The sequence below is a fragment of the Tunturibacter gelidoferens genome, from assembly GCF_040358255.1.
Classification (GTDB): domain Bacteria; phylum Acidobacteriota; class Terriglobia; order Terriglobales; family Acidobacteriaceae; genus Edaphobacter; species Edaphobacter gelidiferens.
On sequence record NZ_CP132938.1, the window covers coordinates 3,817,798 to 3,835,422 of the forward strand.

At 60.6% G+C, this 17,625-nt stretch carries 17 protein-coding genes; 8 read left to right on the forward strand and 9 right to left on the reverse strand.

What is annotated here, in order from left to right:
* Positions 1-64 precede the first annotated feature (64 nt).
* The 4 genes from lysA to RBB81_RS16725 form a co-directional block, all read right to left on the reverse strand.
* On the reverse strand, positions 65-1,366 hold the full coding sequence (gene lysA, locus RBB81_RS16710; protein WP_353071430.1) for a diaminopimelate decarboxylase: 1,302 nt from the start codon (positions 1,364-1,366) through the stop codon (positions 65-67).
* Positions 1,367-1,369: 3 nt separating this feature from the next.
* Positions 1,370-1,687: a PspC domain-containing protein gene (locus RBB81_RS16715; protein ID WP_179583937.1), complete on the reverse strand. Its 318-nt coding sequence runs from the start codon at positions 1,685-1,687 to the stop codon at positions 1,370-1,372.
* 113 nt (positions 1,688-1,800) lie between these two features.
* Positions 1,801-2,832: an alpha/beta hydrolase gene (locus RBB81_RS16720; protein ID WP_353071431.1), complete on the reverse strand. Its 1,032-nt coding sequence runs from the start codon at positions 2,830-2,832 to the stop codon at positions 1,801-1,803.
* Positions 2,833-3,203: 371 nt separating this feature from the next.
* Positions 3,204-4,376: a hypothetical protein gene (locus RBB81_RS16725; RefSeq protein ID WP_353071432.1), complete on the reverse strand. Its 1,173-nt coding sequence runs from the start codon at positions 4,374-4,376 to the stop codon at positions 3,204-3,206.
* Positions 4,377-4,609: 233 nt separating this feature from the next.
* On the opposite strand from RBB81_RS16725, the gene RBB81_RS16730 reads away from it, so the two are divergent.
* Positions 4,610-5,050, forward strand: coding sequence for a hypothetical protein (locus RBB81_RS16730; protein WP_179583941.1), 441 nt, complete (start codon positions 4,610-4,612; stop codon positions 5,048-5,050).
* Between the two features lie 44 nt (positions 5,051-5,094).
* Here the strand turns inward: RBB81_RS16730 and RBB81_RS16735 are convergent, their stop codons facing one another.
* Both RBB81_RS16735 and RBB81_RS16740 read right to left on the reverse strand, forming a co-directional pair.
* Positions 5,095-5,649 carry a DinB family protein gene (locus RBB81_RS16735; protein ID WP_179583943.1) on the reverse strand — a complete coding sequence of 185 codons (555 nt, stop codon included), beginning with the start codon at positions 5,647-5,649 and terminating at the stop codon, positions 5,095-5,097.
* Positions 5,650-5,736: 87 nt separating this feature from the next.
* Positions 5,737-6,444, reverse strand: a complete 708-nt coding sequence (locus RBB81_RS16740; RefSeq protein WP_353071433.1) for a hypothetical protein — start codon at positions 6,442-6,444, stop codon at positions 5,737-5,739.
* Positions 6,445-6,558: 114 nt separating this feature from the next.
* Between RBB81_RS16740 and RBB81_RS16745 the strand changes: the two genes are divergently transcribed.
* The 5 genes from RBB81_RS16745 to RBB81_RS16765 all read left to right on the forward strand — a co-directional run bounded on the left by RBB81_RS16745 (position 6,559) and on the right by RBB81_RS16765 (position 11,323).
* A complete protein-coding gene (locus RBB81_RS16745; protein WP_179586839.1) occupies positions 6,559-7,017 on the forward strand; it encodes an SET domain-containing protein in 459 nt (152 codons plus the stop codon).
* A 167-nt stretch (positions 7,018-7,184) separates the two neighbouring features.
* Positions 7,185-9,248: a DNA polymerase III subunit gamma/tau gene (gene dnaX / locus RBB81_RS16750; RefSeq protein ID WP_353071434.1), complete on the forward strand. Its 2,064-nt coding sequence runs from the start codon at positions 7,185-7,187 to the stop codon at positions 9,246-9,248.
* Positions 9,249-9,278: 30 nt separating this feature from the next.
* Positions 9,279-9,611: a YbaB/EbfC family nucleoid-associated protein gene (locus RBB81_RS16755; protein WP_179583948.1), complete on the forward strand. Its 333-nt coding sequence runs from the start codon at positions 9,279-9,281 to the stop codon at positions 9,609-9,611.
* A 45-nt stretch (positions 9,612-9,656) separates the two neighbouring features.
* On the forward strand, positions 9,657-10,235 hold the full coding sequence (gene recR, locus RBB81_RS16760) for a recombination mediator RecR (protein ID WP_353071435.1): 579 nt from the start codon (positions 9,657-9,659) through the stop codon (positions 10,233-10,235).
* Between the two features lie 71 nt (positions 10,236-10,306).
* A complete protein-coding gene (locus tag RBB81_RS16765) occupies positions 10,307-11,323 on the forward strand; it encodes a metallophosphoesterase (RefSeq protein WP_179583952.1) in 1,017 nt (338 codons plus the stop codon).
* A 154-nt stretch (positions 11,324-11,477) separates the two neighbouring features.
* Here the strand turns inward: RBB81_RS16765 and gpmI are convergent, their stop codons facing one another.
* Positions 11,478-13,103 (reverse strand): 2,3-bisphosphoglycerate-independent phosphoglycerate mutase, encoded by a 1,626-nt coding sequence (gene gpmI / locus RBB81_RS16770; RefSeq protein ID WP_353071436.1) that lies wholly within the window; start codon positions 13,101-13,103, stop codon positions 11,478-11,480.
* A gap of 212 nt (positions 13,104-13,315) precedes the next feature.
* Between gpmI and RBB81_RS16775 the strand changes: the two genes are divergently transcribed.
* A complete protein-coding gene (locus RBB81_RS16775; protein WP_218892455.1) occupies positions 13,316-14,101 on the forward strand; it encodes a PP2C family protein-serine/threonine phosphatase in 786 nt (261 codons plus the stop codon).
* A gap of 417 nt (positions 14,102-14,518) precedes the next feature.
* Positions 14,519-14,764: a hypothetical protein gene (locus tag RBB81_RS16780; RefSeq protein WP_353071437.1), complete on the forward strand. Its 246-nt coding sequence runs from the start codon at positions 14,519-14,521 to the stop codon at positions 14,762-14,764.
* A gap of 336 nt (positions 14,765-15,100) precedes the next feature.
* On the opposite strand, the gene RBB81_RS16785 is transcribed toward RBB81_RS16780, so the two are convergent.
* Together RBB81_RS16785 and RBB81_RS16790 are read right to left on the reverse strand one after the other, a co-directional pair.
* A complete protein-coding gene (locus RBB81_RS16785; protein ID WP_183788075.1) occupies positions 15,101-15,799 on the reverse strand; it encodes an SIR2 family NAD-dependent protein deacylase in 699 nt (232 codons plus the stop codon).
* Between the two features lie 140 nt (positions 15,800-15,939).
* Positions 15,940-17,445 (reverse strand): hypothetical protein, encoded by a 1,506-nt coding sequence (locus RBB81_RS16790; RefSeq protein ID WP_353071438.1) that lies wholly within the window; start codon positions 17,443-17,445, stop codon positions 15,940-15,942.
* Between the last annotated feature and the right edge of the window lie 180 nt (positions 17,446-17,625).

The following is a 17,625-nucleotide window of genomic DNA, read 5'->3' on the forward strand; positions in this document are numbered from 1 at the left end:
GGGATGACAAGCAAAGGGACAAGCAACGACAAGAACAAGGCAACAGCGATCTGTTTGGGGTGGGTTAGAGGAGTTCGGGGGCTAGGAGGTCGCGCATGGTCTCGCGGCGGCGGATGAGACGGGTCGCGGCGCCGTCGATGAGGACCTCGGCGGGGCGGGGACGGGAGTTGTAGTTGGAGGTTTGGGACATGCCGTAGGCTCCGGCGTCGAGGAGAAGGATGAGGTCGTTCGGTTTGACTGGAGGCAGGATGCGATCGCGGGCGAAGAAGTCGCCTGACTCGCAGACTGGGCCTACGACGTCGGCGGTGAGGGTTGACTTCCCTGCTGGTTGTTTGACGGGGATGATTTCGTGATGGGCGTGGTAGAGCGCGGGACGGATGAGGTCGTTCATGCCGGCGTCGGTGATGACGAAGGTTTTGGTGCCGTTCTTTTTGATATAGAGGACGCGGGTTAGGAGCGCGCCTGCCTGCGCGATGATGAAGCGGCCGGGCTCGAGGAGGAGATGGGCGGACTCTGTGCCTAGCCCCTTGGTGAGAGCGGCGGCGTACTTCGCTACTTGTTTTGCTGGGTCAGATGCTGTGGCACCGTAGTCTATGCCGAGGCCTCCGCCTGCGTCGACGTAGCGAATGTTGTGGCCGTCGCGGCGGAGGTCGGCGATGAGGCTGGTGACACGGGTGAGGGCTGCGGCGAAGGGATCGACTTTGCGGATCTGCGAGCCGATGTGAACGGAGACACCGGCGGGGTCGAGCCACTTTGATCTTTTTGCGCTGCGATAGATGGAGCGGGCGGCTTTGATGTCGATGCCGAACTTGTGCTCGCTGAGGCCGGTGGAGATGTAGGGGTGGGTCTCGGCGAAGACGTCGGGGTTGACGCGGAGGGCGAAGCGGGCGATTTTGTTGCAGGCTTCGGCGCGCACAGCGAGGAGATGGAGTTCGGCTTCGGACTCTACGTTGAAGAGGAGGATGTCGGCTTTGAGTGCGGCGTCGATCTCCCATATCTGTTTGCCTACACCGGAGAAGACTACTTTTTTCAACGCGGACTTGTGAGCTTTGCGGACTCGTTCGAGCTCGCCGCCGGAGACGATGTCGAAGCCTGCTCCTTGCTGGGCGAGGAGACGGAGGATTGCGAGGGAGGAGTTGGCTTTGACGGCGTAGCAGATGGTGTGGGGGCGAGCGGCGAAGGCGTCTTTGAAGAGTTTGAGGCGGTGAGAGATTTGTTGCGCCGAGTAGACGTAGAGCGGTGTGCCGTGTTCGGCGGCGAGGGCTGTGAGGCCCGCTCCGTCGCACTGGAGGAGGCGATTGCGGTAGGCAAAGGGGCGTGGACTGACCTCGGATTGAGGTGGGGTTACGGCGATCTTTTTTGACAAAGCTTAGGTGCTCTTTGCGGGAAGCGCGTACGGGGCTTCGGGGATGATGACCCAGGCTGCGATGTAGGCGATGGCGCCGACGCCGGTGAGGACGATCATGAGCGCGGTGAGGACGCGGACGAGGTTGAGGTCCCAGCCGTAGTGGAGGGCGAAGCCGGCGCAGACGCCAGCGATCATGCGGTTGTGGCGCGGGCGCGTGAGTTGCGTGCCGGACGGGTAGTGACCCGTCGGGGGAGGAGCGATAGAGGCGGCTGGAGCTCCGCAGGCTGGACAGAAGCGGGAGGAAGGATCGACTTGATTGCCACAATGACTGCAGAACATAAGTGTCTCCGAGAGCTTCTATTTTGCCATACGCTCTCGAGATTGAGTACGCAGAGATAGAGCTGCGGGTTCAGTGTTGTCCGGCGGCGGCTTGGTTTGCGGGTGGCGATGGGCTAACGGTTGAGTCGCTGGGAGAAGAAGTCGGCCATGTAGCCGTAAGCTTCTTTGGTCTCGGGAAGGCTGATGTCGTTCCAGAAGGCGTGGGGGAGGGCCTCGAAGACGATGAGGCGGGCGTCGTCTCCACTGCGAAGGAAGGCGCGGTGGAGGATGCCGGTGCCACTAAGTAGGATGTCGCGGCCGCTGGTGATGAAGAGTGTTGGAGGCATGCCGTGGAGGTCGGCGTAGAGGGGCGAGAGGACGGGGTCTTTGGGATCGGTGGTGCCAGTGTACTCGGTGCTGCGTGGCTGGGTGCCGGCAACGGGGAGACTGCCGGTTAGACCGCGGAGGGCGTACATGGACCAGGAGTCGCCGTTCTGGCTGAAGTCGCCCATGCCAGAGAAGATGCCGAGCGCGGCGGGGAGAGGCAGGTTGAGCTGCTTAAGGCGAACGGCTACTTCGGCGGTGAGGATGGCTCCGGCAGAGGTTCCGTAGAGGGCGATGTGGGCAGGTTTGTATGTCTTGAGGAGCTCGCGGTAGACGGCGATGGTGTCATCGACGGCGGCGGGAAAGGGGTGCTCGGGCGCGAGGCGGTATAGGACAGAGACGACGCGGGTGTGGGTGAGGTTGGCGATGGGGATGGACTCGGTGAAGGAGCCGGAGTCGGAGTTGAAGCCGCCGCCGTGGACGTTGATGAGGACGTGGTCGGGGTGTTTGTCTTCGAGGGGAAGGATGTTGCGGACGGGGACGTTGGCGATGGTGAGGGATTCGATGTTGACGGGGTAGGCTTTGCGGGAGGCTTCGCCGGCGCGTGTCTGCCAGGCGTCGGTGGTGGTGCGGCGCTCGGCCAGGGTCTGGTGTTCGGCGTCGGCGGGGCGGCGGAGGGAAGTTTGGGCCTCGGAGCTGATGGTGGTGGGGACCGGGATGACGCGGGTGATGTGGGCGGTGCCGTTGGCGTCGAGGACGCTGGAGTTGGTTTGGGGGGGCTGCTGGGCGGATAGAGTGCTGGCGAGCGCGAGGAGGACTGCGAGAAGGAATTGAGAGCGCATAAGTTTGATTCAGGCTAGCAGGATTTGAGGGGAGGAGCGTTAGGTTCGGCGTGCGACAACTTACGCCGGTTATCCGATCGAACTTTGCTTGCGCTTGACGGTTGTTTTCGCCGCGCATGCGCTGACGGACGGCCCACTACACGTGTGTCGGTCCTAAGAGGGAATGAAGAAATGACAACGGCAAAGGCTTGGAGAAGATGGGTTGAAAAGGGAGGACAGGTCGTGGCAGGTCAGGGTTCTTCGGGATCCTTCGCTGCGCTCAGGATGACGGCGAAGGGACCGGTTTTGGGAAGGACACCTCCTGGCGAGCGTGCTGCTACGCCATCCGTTGGTGCGTGCTACCTACCCGTTTATGTCTGGTACACACCCCATTATTTGCCGGTGTATGGGGTCTTGAGGTAGCGGTGGGCTGCGTCGGACTGGGATTGGTCGCCACCTCCGGCTGAGGCTAGTTCGTACTGTTTGGTGGCTTCGTCGCGTTTGTGGAGGAGATCGAACATCTCGCCGGCGTTAAGTTGGGCGCGGTGGCGGATCCAGTCGCTGCAGGTGGGTTGTGCAGCTGCCAGGATGTAGTTTTGGGCGGCCAGGGCGATCTGGATCTGGCCGCGCTGGGTGTCGGCGAGGCCGAAGTAGGTCATATGGAGGCGTGGCCCGATGAAGTAGCCGGGCTTTTTGGCATCGGTGAGGATGGAGTTGTAGAGGGCGATGGCTCCGGGGCCGTTGCCGGAGTCTTTGGTGAGGTTGGCGACCTCGAGGCGGAAGAGAAAGTCGCGGGGATACTGGTCGGCGAGGCCTTTCTGAACGACGATAGCTTCGGCGTAGCGGGCGTCGTGGCGGAGGAAGAGAGAGAGGGCGGTGCGGGACTCGATAGGCGTAACGATGCCGTGTGCGGCAGACTCGCGGAGAAGTTCGAGGCCTTTTTCTTTGTTGCCGCCAACACCGGCGATTCCTACGAGCATGCGTACGAGGCGCGGGAGGCTGGCGACGGCGAACTGCTGGATGCCCATGGCCATCTTGGCGTCGGCGTAGTTGGGGTCGATCTTGAGAGTGGCTTCGCTGTCGTTGCGTGAGGCTAGCCCCTGGCGGGCTGCGGCCACGTAGCTGTGATCGCAGAGGGTGATGAAGGCGGCGTGCATGCCTCGGGCGTAGCCTCGGGCGAAATAGGCGTTTGCGTCGTTGGGATTGGCTTTGATCTGACGGTCGGCGAGGGCGACGGCGGAGTTGGTGAGGGACTCGATGCGGTCGCGAATGGGTTGTGGGACGGGGACGTTGCGTTTGGAGGTAAGAAAGGAGTCGTGGGCGTAGTAGGTGGTATCGAGAAGGTCCTGGCGGTAGAGTTCGCGGAAGACGATGGTGAGGAGAACGTTGCCTATGGCGATGACACTTTGCGGGTTGGTTCGTTGGACGGCCTCGAAGCGGGTGAGAGCGCCCTCATAGTCGAGGTCGTAGAAGTGTTCGAAGGCGTCGCGGACCTCGGGGGTGAGGTTGACGGGGTCAGTGTGTAAAGCGGCGTTATAGGACTGCGAGTAGGCCGGAACTGCCAACGTAAGGGCAAGAACGAGGCTGAGTATTTTTACGCTGAGTTTTATGGCTCTTCTCCGGGCCTGGGGGTTCGAAGCGCTGATGGGAGTCGATACTTCCTGTACAGAATGAGATGTAGAAAATACTTCTCTGGTAGCGTACACGGAATTGGACGCACGTCACTGCAGACTGTACCCTTTGGGCACGGAACTGACCGGATGCTGCGGTATCTTTCTTTAAAAGTGAAACGGACTTTATGACACGGGTTGAGTTGCTTCAGTTACTGATCGGGCAGGCGCGAACCAACGGGTTCGAGTTTCGTAGATGGTATGTGGGGAAGCTTGGGCTGCCGTGGCAGAGCGCCCGTCATGCGGTGGAGATGCTGGCGGCCGAACGTCGTTACTATGCGCTACTGTTCTCGCATGAGTTCGCGTCGACTTTTTGGAAGCCCGGGGAGTTGATGACCTTTCAGGTTCCGATGCAGTCGTTTACCCGCAAGATGAAGGATGGGTCGATCGGGACTGTGCAGCGCAAAGGATATACCCGACGGAGCGCGCGTGAAGATGCCTGGCTGTATCACCTGAAGGAGATGGCTGCGGCCGAGGAGCCGCTTCGGTATATGCGGCGGTATCTGCGTGTCGAGGACGATCTGGAGGAAGAGACGGCTGAGGCTGCGGTAGGCGGGTTCGAAGAGTAGGCCGCCGGTTCGATCGGGGTCTTCCAAAGGAGCGTTTCAGGCGCTCAGTTGGCCGCTCGCTCGACGGGCATCAGGCTGTGGGCTTTACGGATGGCGAGAATCTGCTTGAGGTGATGCTCGCCGTGAATGAGCTGGAATTTTCGCCACTGATTTACGTCGAGCGGGCCGAGGATCGCGTGGCTCGCGAATTTGCATTTGGTCCCGAACAGTTCTTCCGCTTCGGCGCAGAGCAGATCGAGGTGAGCCAGGTGTTCGGCTGCGGCGGTGGTGAGCTCTTCGCCACAGAGTGGGTGCTCGGTTGGAGCCGGCGTAACCATAGGCGGGGATTTGCGTCCGTGTGGGAAGTAGCCGAGACGGATGAGGGTGTACTGGCCCAGGTGCTGCGGGATGCTGGGTTTTGCGCGGGTGGGAGCTCGCTTGGTGAGTCGGGCATTCAGAGCCAGCTCGGTGCCGGAGTAGCTGAGCAGGAGATGCTCCATAATTTGCTGGATGGTCCACTTCTGTGGGCGCGAGGGTGGTCGGAGCTGTGTCTGGGCGGCGTCGAGTCCGTTGAGGGAGAAGGCGATCTCGCGCTGAAGGCGGTGGAGGGTGGAGTTCATAAGGCAGGATCACGTTACACCGGTTGCAGGCGCGGCGGCTAGTGTTCTCTGCCGGGTGCGAACGGGCAAGGCTCTACGGATGGAAGACTACTTTAGTTGATCCAACGCCTTGTGAGCCTCTTTAGCTTTTTCGCCATCGGGGTCCAATTTTAGGTATGTCTGGAACTCGGCGATCGCCTCGTCTTTCTTTTTCATCTTTTGTGCGATCTCAGCGAGGGCGTAGTGAGCGGCGGAATAATCGGGCTGAGTTTTGACGGCATCCTGGGCGCGAAGATAGGCGCCCGGAAGATTATCGTCGCGCATGTAGAACTTCGCGACCTTCAGATCTTCATCCACTCGTTCGTCATCGGTCTGAACGCGCTTGACCTTGGGGAGCTTGCGATGCACGGAACTGCCTTCGGTGCCCGGCTTGGGCATGTCTGTGTCTGGAACAGCGTCGGAGTCTGCGCTGCCGGAGCTGGAACTGCTGCTGGAGTCGTCGCCTGGGAGCCTGGAAGCTGGGGTTGTGGGAAATGGATGCTCCTCTGCAGCGGAGGAGGGTGCCGTGGTGGAGCTGGGGGCGTCGGGCGGAGGAGTTGCGGGCTTTGCCGGAGTGCCGGGGAACGGAAACTGCTCAGCGGCTGAAGGCTTCTTTGTCTGTGGAGGCGGGGGGCATGGCGCGGCCGGCTGAGATGTGTTCTGGCCGGGAGCCGGGCATGGCGCGGGTGGATTTTGCGCAGGTGCGGTCTGTGCGTGGCAGGCTGCGGAGACCAGGAACGCAGCTAGCAATGCGCGAATTTTAGAGCCGACTGCCATAAGGGTTCAGAGTTCTCGTTCGATACTTTGACGGTGTTGCGAGGCGGTTTGTTATAGTCAGCTCACCTTGGCTGTTTCCCTGCCACTATTTTATTTGATGGAACTTCTTTGACTATGGTTGATGGGCTGATTATCCGTTCTTCGTCGATTCATGCGGCGGGCTGCTATACCACTCGGGCGATAAAAAAAGGTAAGAGAGTCTGCGAGTATGACGGGCCGCGGTTTACCAAGGATGAGGCGGACGATAGGTACCAGGACCGCGATATTACTTACCTTTTCAGTTGTGGGGAGAATGGGTTGGTAATCGACGGGTTTGGAACTGCCATGTTTATCAACCACTCCTGCGATCCAAACTGCGAGTCGGAGAATGTCGATGGCCGAGTGTTTGTTGTTGCGATTCGGGATATCGCCGCTGGGGAGGAGCTGACTTATGAGTACAACCTGTATGACAGCGACGATGATGAGCAGAACTGCTACTGTGGCGCGAAGAAGTGCCGGGGTACGATGTTCAGCGAGGCTGAGGTAAAGCGGCGGGCGCGGAAGGCTCGGGCTTTGGCTAAGGCTGGGCGCTAGTTTTGAACTGCAAAAGCTAAAGCGTGCTGCGCGCACGGCGCGATCTGCCATCGAGGCTGACGCGCCTTCGGCGCCATTCGTCTCCGAGGATAACTGGCTTGGCGATGGGCGATACAATAGAGTCTGCGGACCTGTCGCGACGATTGTGACTTCCCTACCTTTTCTATATGGCATATCAGGTACTTGCTAGGAAATACCGGCCCCAGCGTTTCGCAGATGTTGCAGGGCAGGACCACGTGACCGTGACGCTGATGAATGCGCTGACGCAAGGCCGTATCGCGCATGGATATATTTTCAGTGGGCATCGCGGCATTGGAAAGACGACGATTGCGCGCATTCTGGCCATGGCGCTGAACTGCCGGAATGCGATTGGGTCGCCGATGCGGCCCACGGCAGAGCCTTGCGAGGTTTGCGACAGCTGCACGGAGATTAAGGCGGGGAATGCGGTTGATGTGATCGAGATCGATGCGGCGACCAATCGCGGGATCGATGAGATTCGCGAGCTGCGGGATGCGGCGCGGTATCGTCCGGCGCGAGATAAGTACAAGATCTACATCCTGGATGAGGCTCACCAGATTACCGATGCTGCCTTCAATGCATTGTTGAAGACGTTGGAGGAACCGCCGGATCATATTGTCTTCATGATGGCGACGACGCAGCCGGAGGATATTCCGCAGACGGTGCGATCGCGTTGTCAACACTTCAGCTTTCATGCGGTGAAGCTGGTGGACATTCTGGGCGAGCTGCGCGGTATTGCGGAGCGGGAGGGCGTGGATGCGGATGAGGCTGCGCTGAGTCTGCTTGCCGAGGCGGGCGATGGGTCGATGCGCGATGCGCTGTCGATTATGGACCAGGCGATTGCGAGCGCTCCGGTGGAGGATGGTCGAGCGCGGTTGGATGCAGGGCAGATTCGGGAGCTGATGGGGACGGTTCCGAATGCAGTGTTTGAGCGGATCCTTGAGGCGGTGGATGGGAATCGCAGCGCCGAGGTGATTACGGTTGCGAATCAACTGCTGGATGCGGGAAACTCCCCGGCGCAGCTGGCGCGTCAGTTTGTAAGGTATCTGCGGAATACGGTAATTGCGAAGATTGCGGGCATCGGTGTAGATGGGGCTGGGGCGGATGGGGTGGCAGGGGAGTTGCTGCAGATCTCGGCCGATGAACAGCGGCGCGCGGGGCGGTCGGCGGCGTTGTTCAGCGAAGAGGAGTTGACGCGCTTTCTGCAGGTGATGCTGAGGACGTTTGATGAGCTGGGATATCGGCAGGAGCAGCGGTTCCACTTCGAGCTGGGATTGCTGAAGCTTGTGCATCTGCGGCGGTTGCTGCCGATTGAAGAGGTGTTGAGCCAGTTCCCTGTTGGCGGCGGTTCACGGCCAGGGCCTGGAGTAGCGACGGCGAGGCCAGTGAGCACACCCGCTGGGACGCCCCCAAGGAATCCGGTAAGCGGAGCGGCGACGGCGCGTGTGTTAGAGACGAGCGCAACGGTGGCGAGCGCGAGACCAGCTTTTTCTCCCTTTGAAAGGGACCAGAACAGGAACCGGTTTGACGAGCGGGCCGTAGTGGCCTCGCCGGTCGCTGTTGTACCTGTTACTGCTCCTGTTGTGCCGATGGCGGCGCCTACGCCTGTGCCGGTGCCCACGCTGGCTCAGGTAACGACACCTGCGGAGACGGTGCTGACTGACGGCGATGCGATAGGAGCCGCACTCGTGGAGACTGAGGATCGTGCGGAGACAGCAGACGTGCCTTCGCCGTTGATGGAGAAGCCGACTGAAATGTCGGTTGAGAGGGCAGATCCCGTTGAGAGTGCGAGCAGCACTGGTATGCAACTGACTTCGTTACATTCCGCGGAGGAACTGCAGAGGGTGGCCGTAGATGCTTTGTTAGCGGCGAAGAATCTGGCGACGCCGGCTGATGCTCTGGCGGATGCAGAGTGGACAGTGACAGAGGGCGAGATCCGGGTGCAGACGGAGCTCTCGAAGACGATGCTTTCGATGGTGATTAATGCGGAGGCGGAGAAACTGATAAGAGCTGCGTTGCGGGATGCGGGGGTTGGGGCGTTGAAACTGATGTTTCTGCCGGGCGTCAAGAATGCCGCTAACGCAAAAAAGCCGAGAGCAGCGAAGAGCGGAAGCGTCCAGGCGAAGGCGTTGGAGCATCCAATTGTGCAAAGGGCGCAGACGTTGTTCAATGCCGAAGTTCGGAATGTGATCGATCTGCGCGATAACGACTAGCCAGTCATTACAGCACCAAAGGGGGTGAAGATGGACTTTTCTGATCTGGGGAAGATGAAAGAGATGATGGGGCAGGCGAAGCTGATGCAGGAGCAGATGGAGAAGAAGCTCGCTGCAACGGTGGTGGAGGCTTCGAGCGGCGGCGGGGTGGTGACGGTGCGGATGAACGGTAAAAAAGAGATTCTGCGGGTAAAGATTGAGCCAACGGCGATGGGCAGTTCGGCGAGCGATCTTGAGTTGCTTGAAGATTTGATTGCAGCAGCAGTGAACGAAGCAGGGCGGAGGGCAGATGAAGCGATGAAGTCGAGCGTGGCCGGAATGATGGGTGGGTTGGGCTTGCCGGATCTGCCGGGGTTGGGCTAAGTGACTGGTTCTTTCCATGCCACACCGAGTCGTTTTGCGGAGCCGATGTCGCGGCTGATTGAAGAGCTAAGAAAGCTGCCAGGGATTGGTTCCAAGAGTGCGCAGCGGCTGGCGTTTCATGTGCTGCGGTCGTCGGCCGACGATGCCGAGGCGTTGTCAGTAGCAATACGAGAGTTGAAGCTGCACCTGCGGCTCTGCTCGACCTGCAACAACATTACGGACATCGATCCTTGTGGGTATTGCATGAGCCCAGTGCGAAATCAGCGGTTGGTTTGCGTGGTGGAAGAGCCGACCAATATTGCGACGATTGAGAAGACGCGGAGTTATAACGGCGTATATCACGTGCTGCACGGGACGCTCTCTCCGATCGGTGGAGTGGGTCCGGAGCAGTTGCGGATTACGAATCTGCTGACTCGTTTGTCGGATATTGATGAGGTGATTCTGGCGACTTCGCCGACGACGGAGGGAGAGGCGACGGCAGGGTATTTGGCGCTTGAACTTAGGAAAACGAAGGGTGATGTGAAGGTGACGAGGATTGCGACGGGAGTGCCAGCGGGAAGCGATATCGAATATGCCGATGAGGTGACGATGACACGGGCGATGGAAGGGCGGCGCGAGTTTTAACCCGGGTGTAGCAGCTTTCCTTGCCGCTGATTCGTCTTATCGTTGCAAGAGTTGCAATTTCGAGGAGACGTATGGGGTTTGATGAGACGTATTCGCGTAGGCGGTTTCTGCGGCAGAGTTTTGCGTTCAGTGCGTTGGCCGGACTTGGTGGTTTGCCGGCGCTGGGTGCTGCGAAGCATGGTGGGCCGGGTGGTGGGTCACGGTTGTTGATGGTGGGGGATTGGGGGTATGAGGACTTTGAGGCGCAGAGCCGTGTGGCGAAGTCGATGCAGGCGTATGTGCGCGAGCAGAGGTTCAAGACCGAGGGGCTCCTGATGCTGGGTGATAACTGGTATGGGCCGCTGCCGGGCGGGGCGAAAGATGTGCGGTGGAAGACACAGTTCGAAGAGATGTATCCGTCGAGCGTGTTCGATTGTCCGGCCTATGCGATTCCTGGCAACCATGACTACCAGACGATGCCGATGAGCAAGGTTGTGGCGGAGCTAGAGTACGCGAAGGCGGGCGGGACGCGGTGGACGATGCCTTCGCTCTGGTATAGCTTCGAGTTCCCGGTGAAGAAGCCGTTGATGACGGTGATTGCACTCGATAGCAATATGCCTCACGCAGATGGAAGGCCGAAGAAGGGTGCGGACTTCACGCTGACTCCGGAGCAGCAGGCGGAGCAGTTGGTTTGGCTGGAGGCGGAGTTGGAGAAGCCTCGGAGTACTCCGTTTCTGGTCGTAATGGGGCATCATCCGATCTTTTCGAATGGGCCGCATGGGGATCATAAGGTGCTGGTGCGGGACTGGGAGCCTCTGCTGCGGAAGCATAAGGCTCATATGTACCTGGCGGGGCATGACCACGATATGCAGCACCTGGAGTTTGAGGGACATCCTACTTCGTTTGTCTTGTCGGGTGGCGGTGGGGCGGATCTTTATCCGCTCGTTATTGATGAGGCTCAGCGTGGGCCCTATGCGCAGCGGGTTTATGGGTTCAGCGATCTGGAGGTGACGCCGGAGACGCTTACGCTACGGCATCTCGATGAGAAGGGGCGGGTGATTCATTCGTTTACGAAGAAGGTGGATGGGACGGTTACGAATATCGCTTAAGTACTGCTCGGCGCTTCGCGTGTCTGTCATTGTGGCGAAAGATGTGTCCTGCCGGACGGGCTCCCTGCGCGGGAGGCGGTCACTTCGTGACGTGTGTACCGGTCTTGATGGGTCAGGTGTGTGTGGGTCCTTCCTTTGGTCGGATGAAAAATTCTTATTCGGCTTTGGGTTGCGCGCGGAGGTTGCCGCCGGTCATTTGGTTGGGTTGGTCTACGTTTAGCAAGGACAGGATGGTGGGGGAGATGTCGCGGAGGCTGCCGCCTTCGCGGAGGATGGGGGTGTTGCCGGCGTCGGTGATGTAGAGGAAGGGTACGGGGTTGGTGGTGTGTGCGGTGTGGGGGCCTCCGGTGGCGGGGTCGATGAGCATCTCGGCGTTGCCGTGGTCGGCGGTGACGAGTAACGCGCCACCTCTCTGCTTTACTGCGCTATAGATACGGCCTAGTTGAGTGTCTACGGTCTCGACGGCGCGGATGGTGGGTTCCATCATGCCGGAGTGGCCGACCATGTCGGCGTTGGCGAAGTTGACGATGATGACGTCGAAGGCAGTGTCGTTGACGGCTTTGATGACGGCGTCGGCGATGCCCGCGGCGGACATCTCGGGGGCGAGGTCGTAGGTGGCTACTTTTTGTGAGGGGACCAGTGCGCGGTCTTCGCCGGGGAAGGGTTTTTCGATGCCGCCGTTGAAGAAGTAGGTGACGTGGGCGTACTTTTCCGTCTCGGCGACGCGGAGGTTGCGGAGGTTGGCCTGGGACATAAGGTTGGCGAGGAGGTTGTCCATCGACTCGGCGGGGATGATGATGGGGAGTTTGAAGTTTTTGTCGTACTGAGTCATGCAGACGTAGTGAAGGTTGGAGGGGATGAGGTCGAGGGGGATCTCGGCGTCGAGTTCGGCGGCTTTGGGGAGTTGGTGACCCTGGCTTCCGATGGGGTCTGCCGTTAGACCGGACTTTCTGGTGAGGACGCGGGTGATCTGGCGGACGCGGTCGGCGCGATAGTTGAAGTTGACGATGACGTCTTCGTCGCGAATGAGGCCGACGGGGGTGTCGTCGGTCGGGTTCATGCAGGTAAAGGGTGGAATGAACTCGTCGGTGATGCCGTTGTTGTAGAGTTCGCGGATACGTGCGGTGGGGCCGTTGTAGCGGCCGCCTTCGGGATGGCCGGTGACCAGGGCGTCGAAAGCTTGTTTTTCTTTCTCCCAGCGGAGGTCGCGGTCCATGGCGTAGTAGCGGCCGCTCACCGAGGCCAGGAGGCCGACGTTGTACTCGTTGAACTTGCGGAGAAGCTCCTCGAGGTAGCCGAGGCCGCTGGTGGGCATGGTGTCGCGGCCGTCCATGAAGGCGTGGATGTAGACGCGGGTGAGCTTGTGTTGGGCGGCCATGCGGATAAGGGCGTCGAGGTGGCGCTGGTGAGAGTGGACGCCGCCGTCGGAGAGTAGGCCGATGAGGTGGAGTGCTCTTCCCTTCTGCCCGGCTAGTTCGTAGGCGCGGACCAGCGTGGGGTCGGTGTAGAGGGAGCCGTCGAGGATGGCGGTGTCGATGCGGGTCATGTCCATGCGGACGATGCGGCCGGCGCCGAGGTTGAGGTGGCCTACTTCGCTGTTGCCCATCTGGCCGTCGGGGAGTCCGACGAAGTGTTCGCTGGCGCGGAGGAGGGTGTTGGGGAAGTCGCGGAGGAGCGCGTCGTAGGTGGGTTTGCGGGCCTGGGCGATGGCGTTGCCGTGGGTTTCGGCGCGGGAACCCCATCCGTCGAGGATGGTGAGGACTACTGGTGCTTTGGGCATGATGGCTTCGTTTCTCGCTGCTGTCTGGTTGTGGTGCAGGCTTATGGTGAGGATATCAACAACGGGGGAGCGGTGAATTTCTGGGCGGCTTTGGAGTGGAGCGAGATTTTGAGTGAAACTTTCGGCTGATAAAAAGGACTGTCATTCGATGGGCCAGTGGGTAACGAGCGGGGTTACAATCGCGAAAAGATTCCAATCAGGTGGGTCATGCCATGATGTCGTCTCACACGGATTCGCCTGCGATGGGCCGAAGTCCTCGACCGATGGACCTGCGGCAGATGCAGGGTGTCGATCTGCATGCTGAGTATCACTCCGTCCGAACGGGTGGGGACTTCTTCGATGCGGTCGACCTCGGCTCGCACGTGATCTTCCTGATGACGGATATTGCCGGGACCAAGAAGGCGACGCAGCCGATTGCGGCCGCGGTTCAGGATATCTTCCGCGGGAGTGCTACGGAGTTGCTGGGGCCGGCGGGCACGAATGTGATGGACGCCACGGCGCGGCTGGCGCAGGCGGTGAATCACGAGTTGATCCGGGCTGCGAAGGGGGTTCGCTTTTCGCCGACCTTTCTGGGTTGCTATGACGTTTCGCTGGGAGTTCTCGCTTACATTAATGCGGGAGGTATGACGGCTGTGTTTCACGACTCGGAGGGTGCGCGGATTCTGCCTAGCGAAGCTGCGCCGCTGGGTTTGTTTACGCACCTGACCCATGAGCCTTCGATGCAGGCGTTTGAGCCGCGGGCGAAGCTGCTGCTGGTGACCAAGGGCGTGATGGAGACGCGGCATGGGCGGACACACTTCGGCGTGGAGCGTTTGATTCCTCTTCTGGAGGAGACGGCGACGCATTCGGCGACGGAGCTTTGCCGGGCTGCCTTGAAGGCAGCTGAGGAGTTCAAGCAAGTTCCCTGGTATCGCAGGCTGAATCTTCCATTTGGACATGCGACGGAGGACGAGGATCTGACCGCGCTTGCTCTGGTGAGGCATGGCAGGGCTGGTTAGATTGCAGGGGTTCGATGGAACCGATTGCGACGAGCACGCAGGAGGGCCGACGGCGGCGTGGACTGCCGGGAGAATAGAGTGCTGAGCGGGTGTTGCGTCGTTGTGGTGCTGCTCTGAGGTGTCTGTGGTGGTTTCTTCTATGGCTTCTTCGTCTTCGAGGAGGCCGAGTCGATCGAGGAGCTCGGCGACGGGGCTGGGGCGAGAGTTGGCCTGTCCGACCTCGGAGCGTGGAGCGAGGAGACCTAAGGCCGGGTCGTGGAGGATCTCTTCGACGGTGTCTGCCGGGGGCGTGGTTTGGCGGGCGGGATCGCGGGGCAGATTGAGGCTTGCGATCTGGAGGCCGTAGAGGAGGAGTCCGGCGCGGCGTGAGTCGATGTCGTTGGAGGCGATGCGCTGGAGGACCTGGCCGATGGAGGATTGGATGGCGGAGCGATCCTCTGGCAGGGGCAGATCGAAGGCGGTGCGGCGGGAGCGGCGACGGCGGGCTCCGGTGGTGGGTATGCGGGTGGTGTGGTGGTAGTAGCAGAGCTCTTCGCCGCGAAGGCATGGGCTGCCGCAGCGATGGCCGTCGGTGAAGATGTGACGGCATTGGTAGCGCTTCGGTTTGACGTTGTTGGTGCTGGTGACTGTTTGCTGCATTGTGTTCCCTCCCCCACTGGGTGAAATGTGTGCAAAGTCTTCGAATGAAACGGCATAGGTCTGGACCTGCACTGGTCCGAACCTATGGGTCTGGTTAATTCGGGTTTAAATTGGAAGACCCGGCTTGCGCCGGGTTCTTTTTTGTTGCTTCTTCTATTTTAGCGGATTGGGTGGGGTGGATACGCCACGCGAATCTTCGCTGTTGACGAGGGTTTTGTGCGCTTGGGGGCTTGACAGGTTTTTGGAGATTGCTCAGGATGACAGCTTGTGGGGAGGGACGGGGAGGAGAACAAGCAACGGCGTGCTGCGCGCACGGCGCGATCTGCCATCGAGGCTGACGCGCCTGCGGCGCCTTTTTTTCTAAGGCACTAATGTGGGGAGGAGTTGGGTGGCGGTGCCCAGGAGGATCTCGTTGAAGGCTTCGTGGTTGAGCGGCTCTTCGGGGCCGATGTAGATGGTGCGGGTACGCTGCTGGTTGGCGATATTGACCAGGCCGGCGGCGGGATAGACGGAGCCGGAGGTGCCGACGACTAGAAAGACGGTGGCTTGGTTGAGTTTGTCGTAGATGGTGTCCATGTCGAGTGGGATCTCTCCGAACCAGACGATGTGAGGGCGGACTGGGGCGTTGCAGTTCGTGCACATGGGGAGAGTTTCGGCGGTTTCGTAGAGGCCGGTGTCCGGGAAGGGTTGATTGCATTGGGTGCAGCGGGATTGGAAGAGGTTGCCATGCATGTGGTGGATGCGCTGGGAGCCGGCCCGCTCGTGGAGCTCGTCGACGTTTTGGGTGCAGAGGTAGAAGCGGTCGCCTAGTTGTTGTTCGATTTGAGCGAGTGCGAGATGCCCGGCGTTGGGTTGGGCGGAGGAGGCGTTGCGGCGGCGCTGGGAGTAGAAGTGCCAGACGAGTGCTGGGTCGGCGGCCCAGGCTTCGGGGGTGGCGACTTGTTCGACGCGGTAACCGTTCCAAAGGCCGCCGGAGCCGCGGAAGGTGGCGAGGCCACTCTCGGCGGAGATGCCGGCTCCGGTTAGGACGAAGAGACGATCCTGTCGGGTTAAGCGCATGGTGGTTGGATGCAGGTGTCCTGCTGCTTGTGTCCTGCCGGACGGGCCCGCTGCGCGCGGGGCGGTCACTTCGTGACTTGTGTACCTTGTGTTGCCTGGTGAAAGGCGTCGGGCCTCGCGTTGCTCGGCTTTATTTCCACTTATCTTGGGTCGGAGGGTTCGCTGGGGATGCCGTCTGCGTTCCAGGCTATGACGCGATATTGAATGCCGCCAAGGGTGCCGTGGGGGTCAACCCAGGGGTCATCGGCGTCGGTGGCGCAGCGGTCGCAGATGGACTTCCATTCTTTTGAGCCTGCGTCGTTGCGTTCGACGGAGTAGCGCACGGCACCTGCAGAGCCGCGCCAAGCGATGAGGCCGACGATGACAGTGGAGGTGATGACGGGGCGCGGTGGGATCGCGTGCTTGGGGACAGCGGTGCCGGACATGGCGTAGGCGTGGGCGCGGAGTTGCTGGGCTCGGGCGGCCATGTCATCTGCGGTGTTGACGAGGGTTTTGACGCCGGGGTAGTAAAGCGCCCACCATTGGCCGGATTCTCCGTGCTCGGCGAAGATGGGGTTGGTGCTGTCGGCGGGGATGGGTTGGAAGCCGAAGTTGTCGAGATGGGCCTGGAGCGCCCAGAAGCCGTCGCCGGAGATGTTGGGATCGGTGGCGAGGGTGTGGAGGACTTGTTCGAGGTCGGCGGGGGTCTTCCAGTCGGTGCGGTCCCAACCGAATTCATTGACGATGAAGGCCTTGCCGTGGCTGGTGACGGTGGCGGCGTCGTGGCTGAAGGTGGCGGCGGTGGTAGCGGGTGCGCCTGGGCCGAGGAGGGCGTCCCAGTGGGGGTAGAACTCGAAGGTGACGAGGTCGGTGCTGGGGTTGTCGATGATTTTGGCGTAGTAGCGGAAGAGGCCGGTGGTGTCGAGGTAGAGGTGGTGGGGGTCGGTCTGCTTGATGTGGGCGCCGATGGTCTCGGACCAGGTGGAGATTTGGGCGAGGGATTCGGGTGTGGGATGGGAGAGCATGGTGAGGATGCCGCACATGTTGCAGTTCTCCCAGGCCATGATGGTGGGGTCGTCTTTGTAGCGGAGGCCGGTGATGGGGTTGAGGTGATTGAGGACGGCGTCGATGTGTTTTTCGTAGGCGGCGATGAGGGCGGGGTCGGTGAAGAAGTCTTGTGGGTTTGGCTTGCGGTGCCAGGCGAGGTATTGGCCGATGCCTCCGCCGGCGCAGGTGGCGCAGTCGCCGACGAGGGGGATGATGAGCTTCATGCCGTGTTTGCGGGCGGTGGCGACGGCGTAGTCGGAGGATGCGAAGGCGGCTTCGTTGATGTTGCCTTCGGTGGGCTCGATGCAGAGGGGGCAGCCGACGGTGTCGCCCATGGTTTGGGCTCGGACGACTTTGGCGCCCATCTCGGCGGCGGTATCAAAGGCGTCGTCGATCTCGAAGTGGCTGGGGAGGCGGGGACCCATGGGATCGTGGGGGCCGTAGCCTTCGAGGCCTAGCCACTCGATGTTTGGGCCGGAGTAGCGGAAGGGTGCGCCGGAAAGAGTGAGTTTGGTTCCGGTGCGTTGGACGAAGGCGTCGGTCTGGGCTGGGAGATGAGGGGCTAAAAGGATGATTGCTGAGGTCGCTAAGATGATGTTGCGCGTGCGGGTCCCTGACATTCGTTCTCCATCCCGGTTAGGCTGGCTTTTCTATCGCTGGCCATTATGAATGGGTGTTCAACGGTTTGCAAACTAGAGATGATGGGCTTCGCGTTCTTCGCCTAGGATGGAGCTCTCGCTTGTGCGGATCGCTTTGAGATGATCTCTATAAAGAGTTGCATGCTGAGAGTTGCGGGATCA

Coding starts and splice junctions, on each gene's coding strand:
- RBB81_RS16715 (WP_179583937.1), bottom strand. CDS start 1,687: ATGTTCTGCAGTCATTGTGGCAATCAAGTCGATCCTTCCTCCCGCTTC.
- RBB81_RS16720 (WP_353071431.1), bottom strand. CDS start 2,832: ATGCGCTCTCAATTCCTTCTCGCAGTCCTCCTCGCGCTCGCCAGCACT.
- RBB81_RS16730 (WP_179583941.1), top strand. CDS start 4,610: ATGACACGGGTTGAGTTGCTTCAGTTACTGATCGGGCAGGCGCGAACC.
- RBB81_RS16735 (WP_179583943.1), bottom strand. CDS start 5,649: ATGAACTCCACCCTCCACCGCCTTCAGCGCGAGATCGCCTTCTCCCTC.
- RBB81_RS16740 (WP_353071433.1), bottom strand. CDS start 6,444: ATGGCAGTCGGCTCTAAAATTCGCGCATTGCTAGCTGCGTTCCTGGTC.
- RBB81_RS16745 (WP_179586839.1), top strand. CDS start 6,559: ATGGTTGATGGGCTGATTATCCGTTCTTCGTCGATTCATGCGGCGGGC.
- dnaX (WP_353071434.1), top strand. CDS start 7,185: ATGGCATATCAGGTACTTGCTAGGAAATACCGGCCCCAGCGTTTCGCA.
- RBB81_RS16755 (WP_179583948.1), top strand. CDS start 9,279: ATGGACTTTTCTGATCTGGGGAAGATGAAAGAGATGATGGGGCAGGCG.
- recR (WP_353071435.1), top strand. CDS start 9,657: ATGTCGCGGCTGATTGAAGAGCTAAGAAAGCTGCCAGGGATTGGTTCC.
- RBB81_RS16765 (WP_179583952.1), top strand. CDS start 10,307: ATGGGGTTTGATGAGACGTATTCGCGTAGGCGGTTTCTGCGGCAGAGT.
- gpmI (WP_353071436.1), bottom strand. CDS start 13,103: ATGCCCAAAGCACCAGTAGTCCTCACCATCCTCGACGGATGGGGTTCC.
- RBB81_RS16775 (WP_218892455.1), top strand. CDS start 13,316: ATGATGTCGTCTCACACGGATTCGCCTGCGATGGGCCGAAGTCCTCGA.
- RBB81_RS16785 (WP_183788075.1), bottom strand. CDS start 15,799: ATGCGCTTAACCCGACAGGATCGTCTCTTCGTCCTAACCGGAGCCGGC.
- RBB81_RS16790 (WP_353071438.1), bottom strand. CDS start 17,445: ATGTCAGGGACCCGCACGCGCAACATCATCTTAGCGACCTCAGCAATC.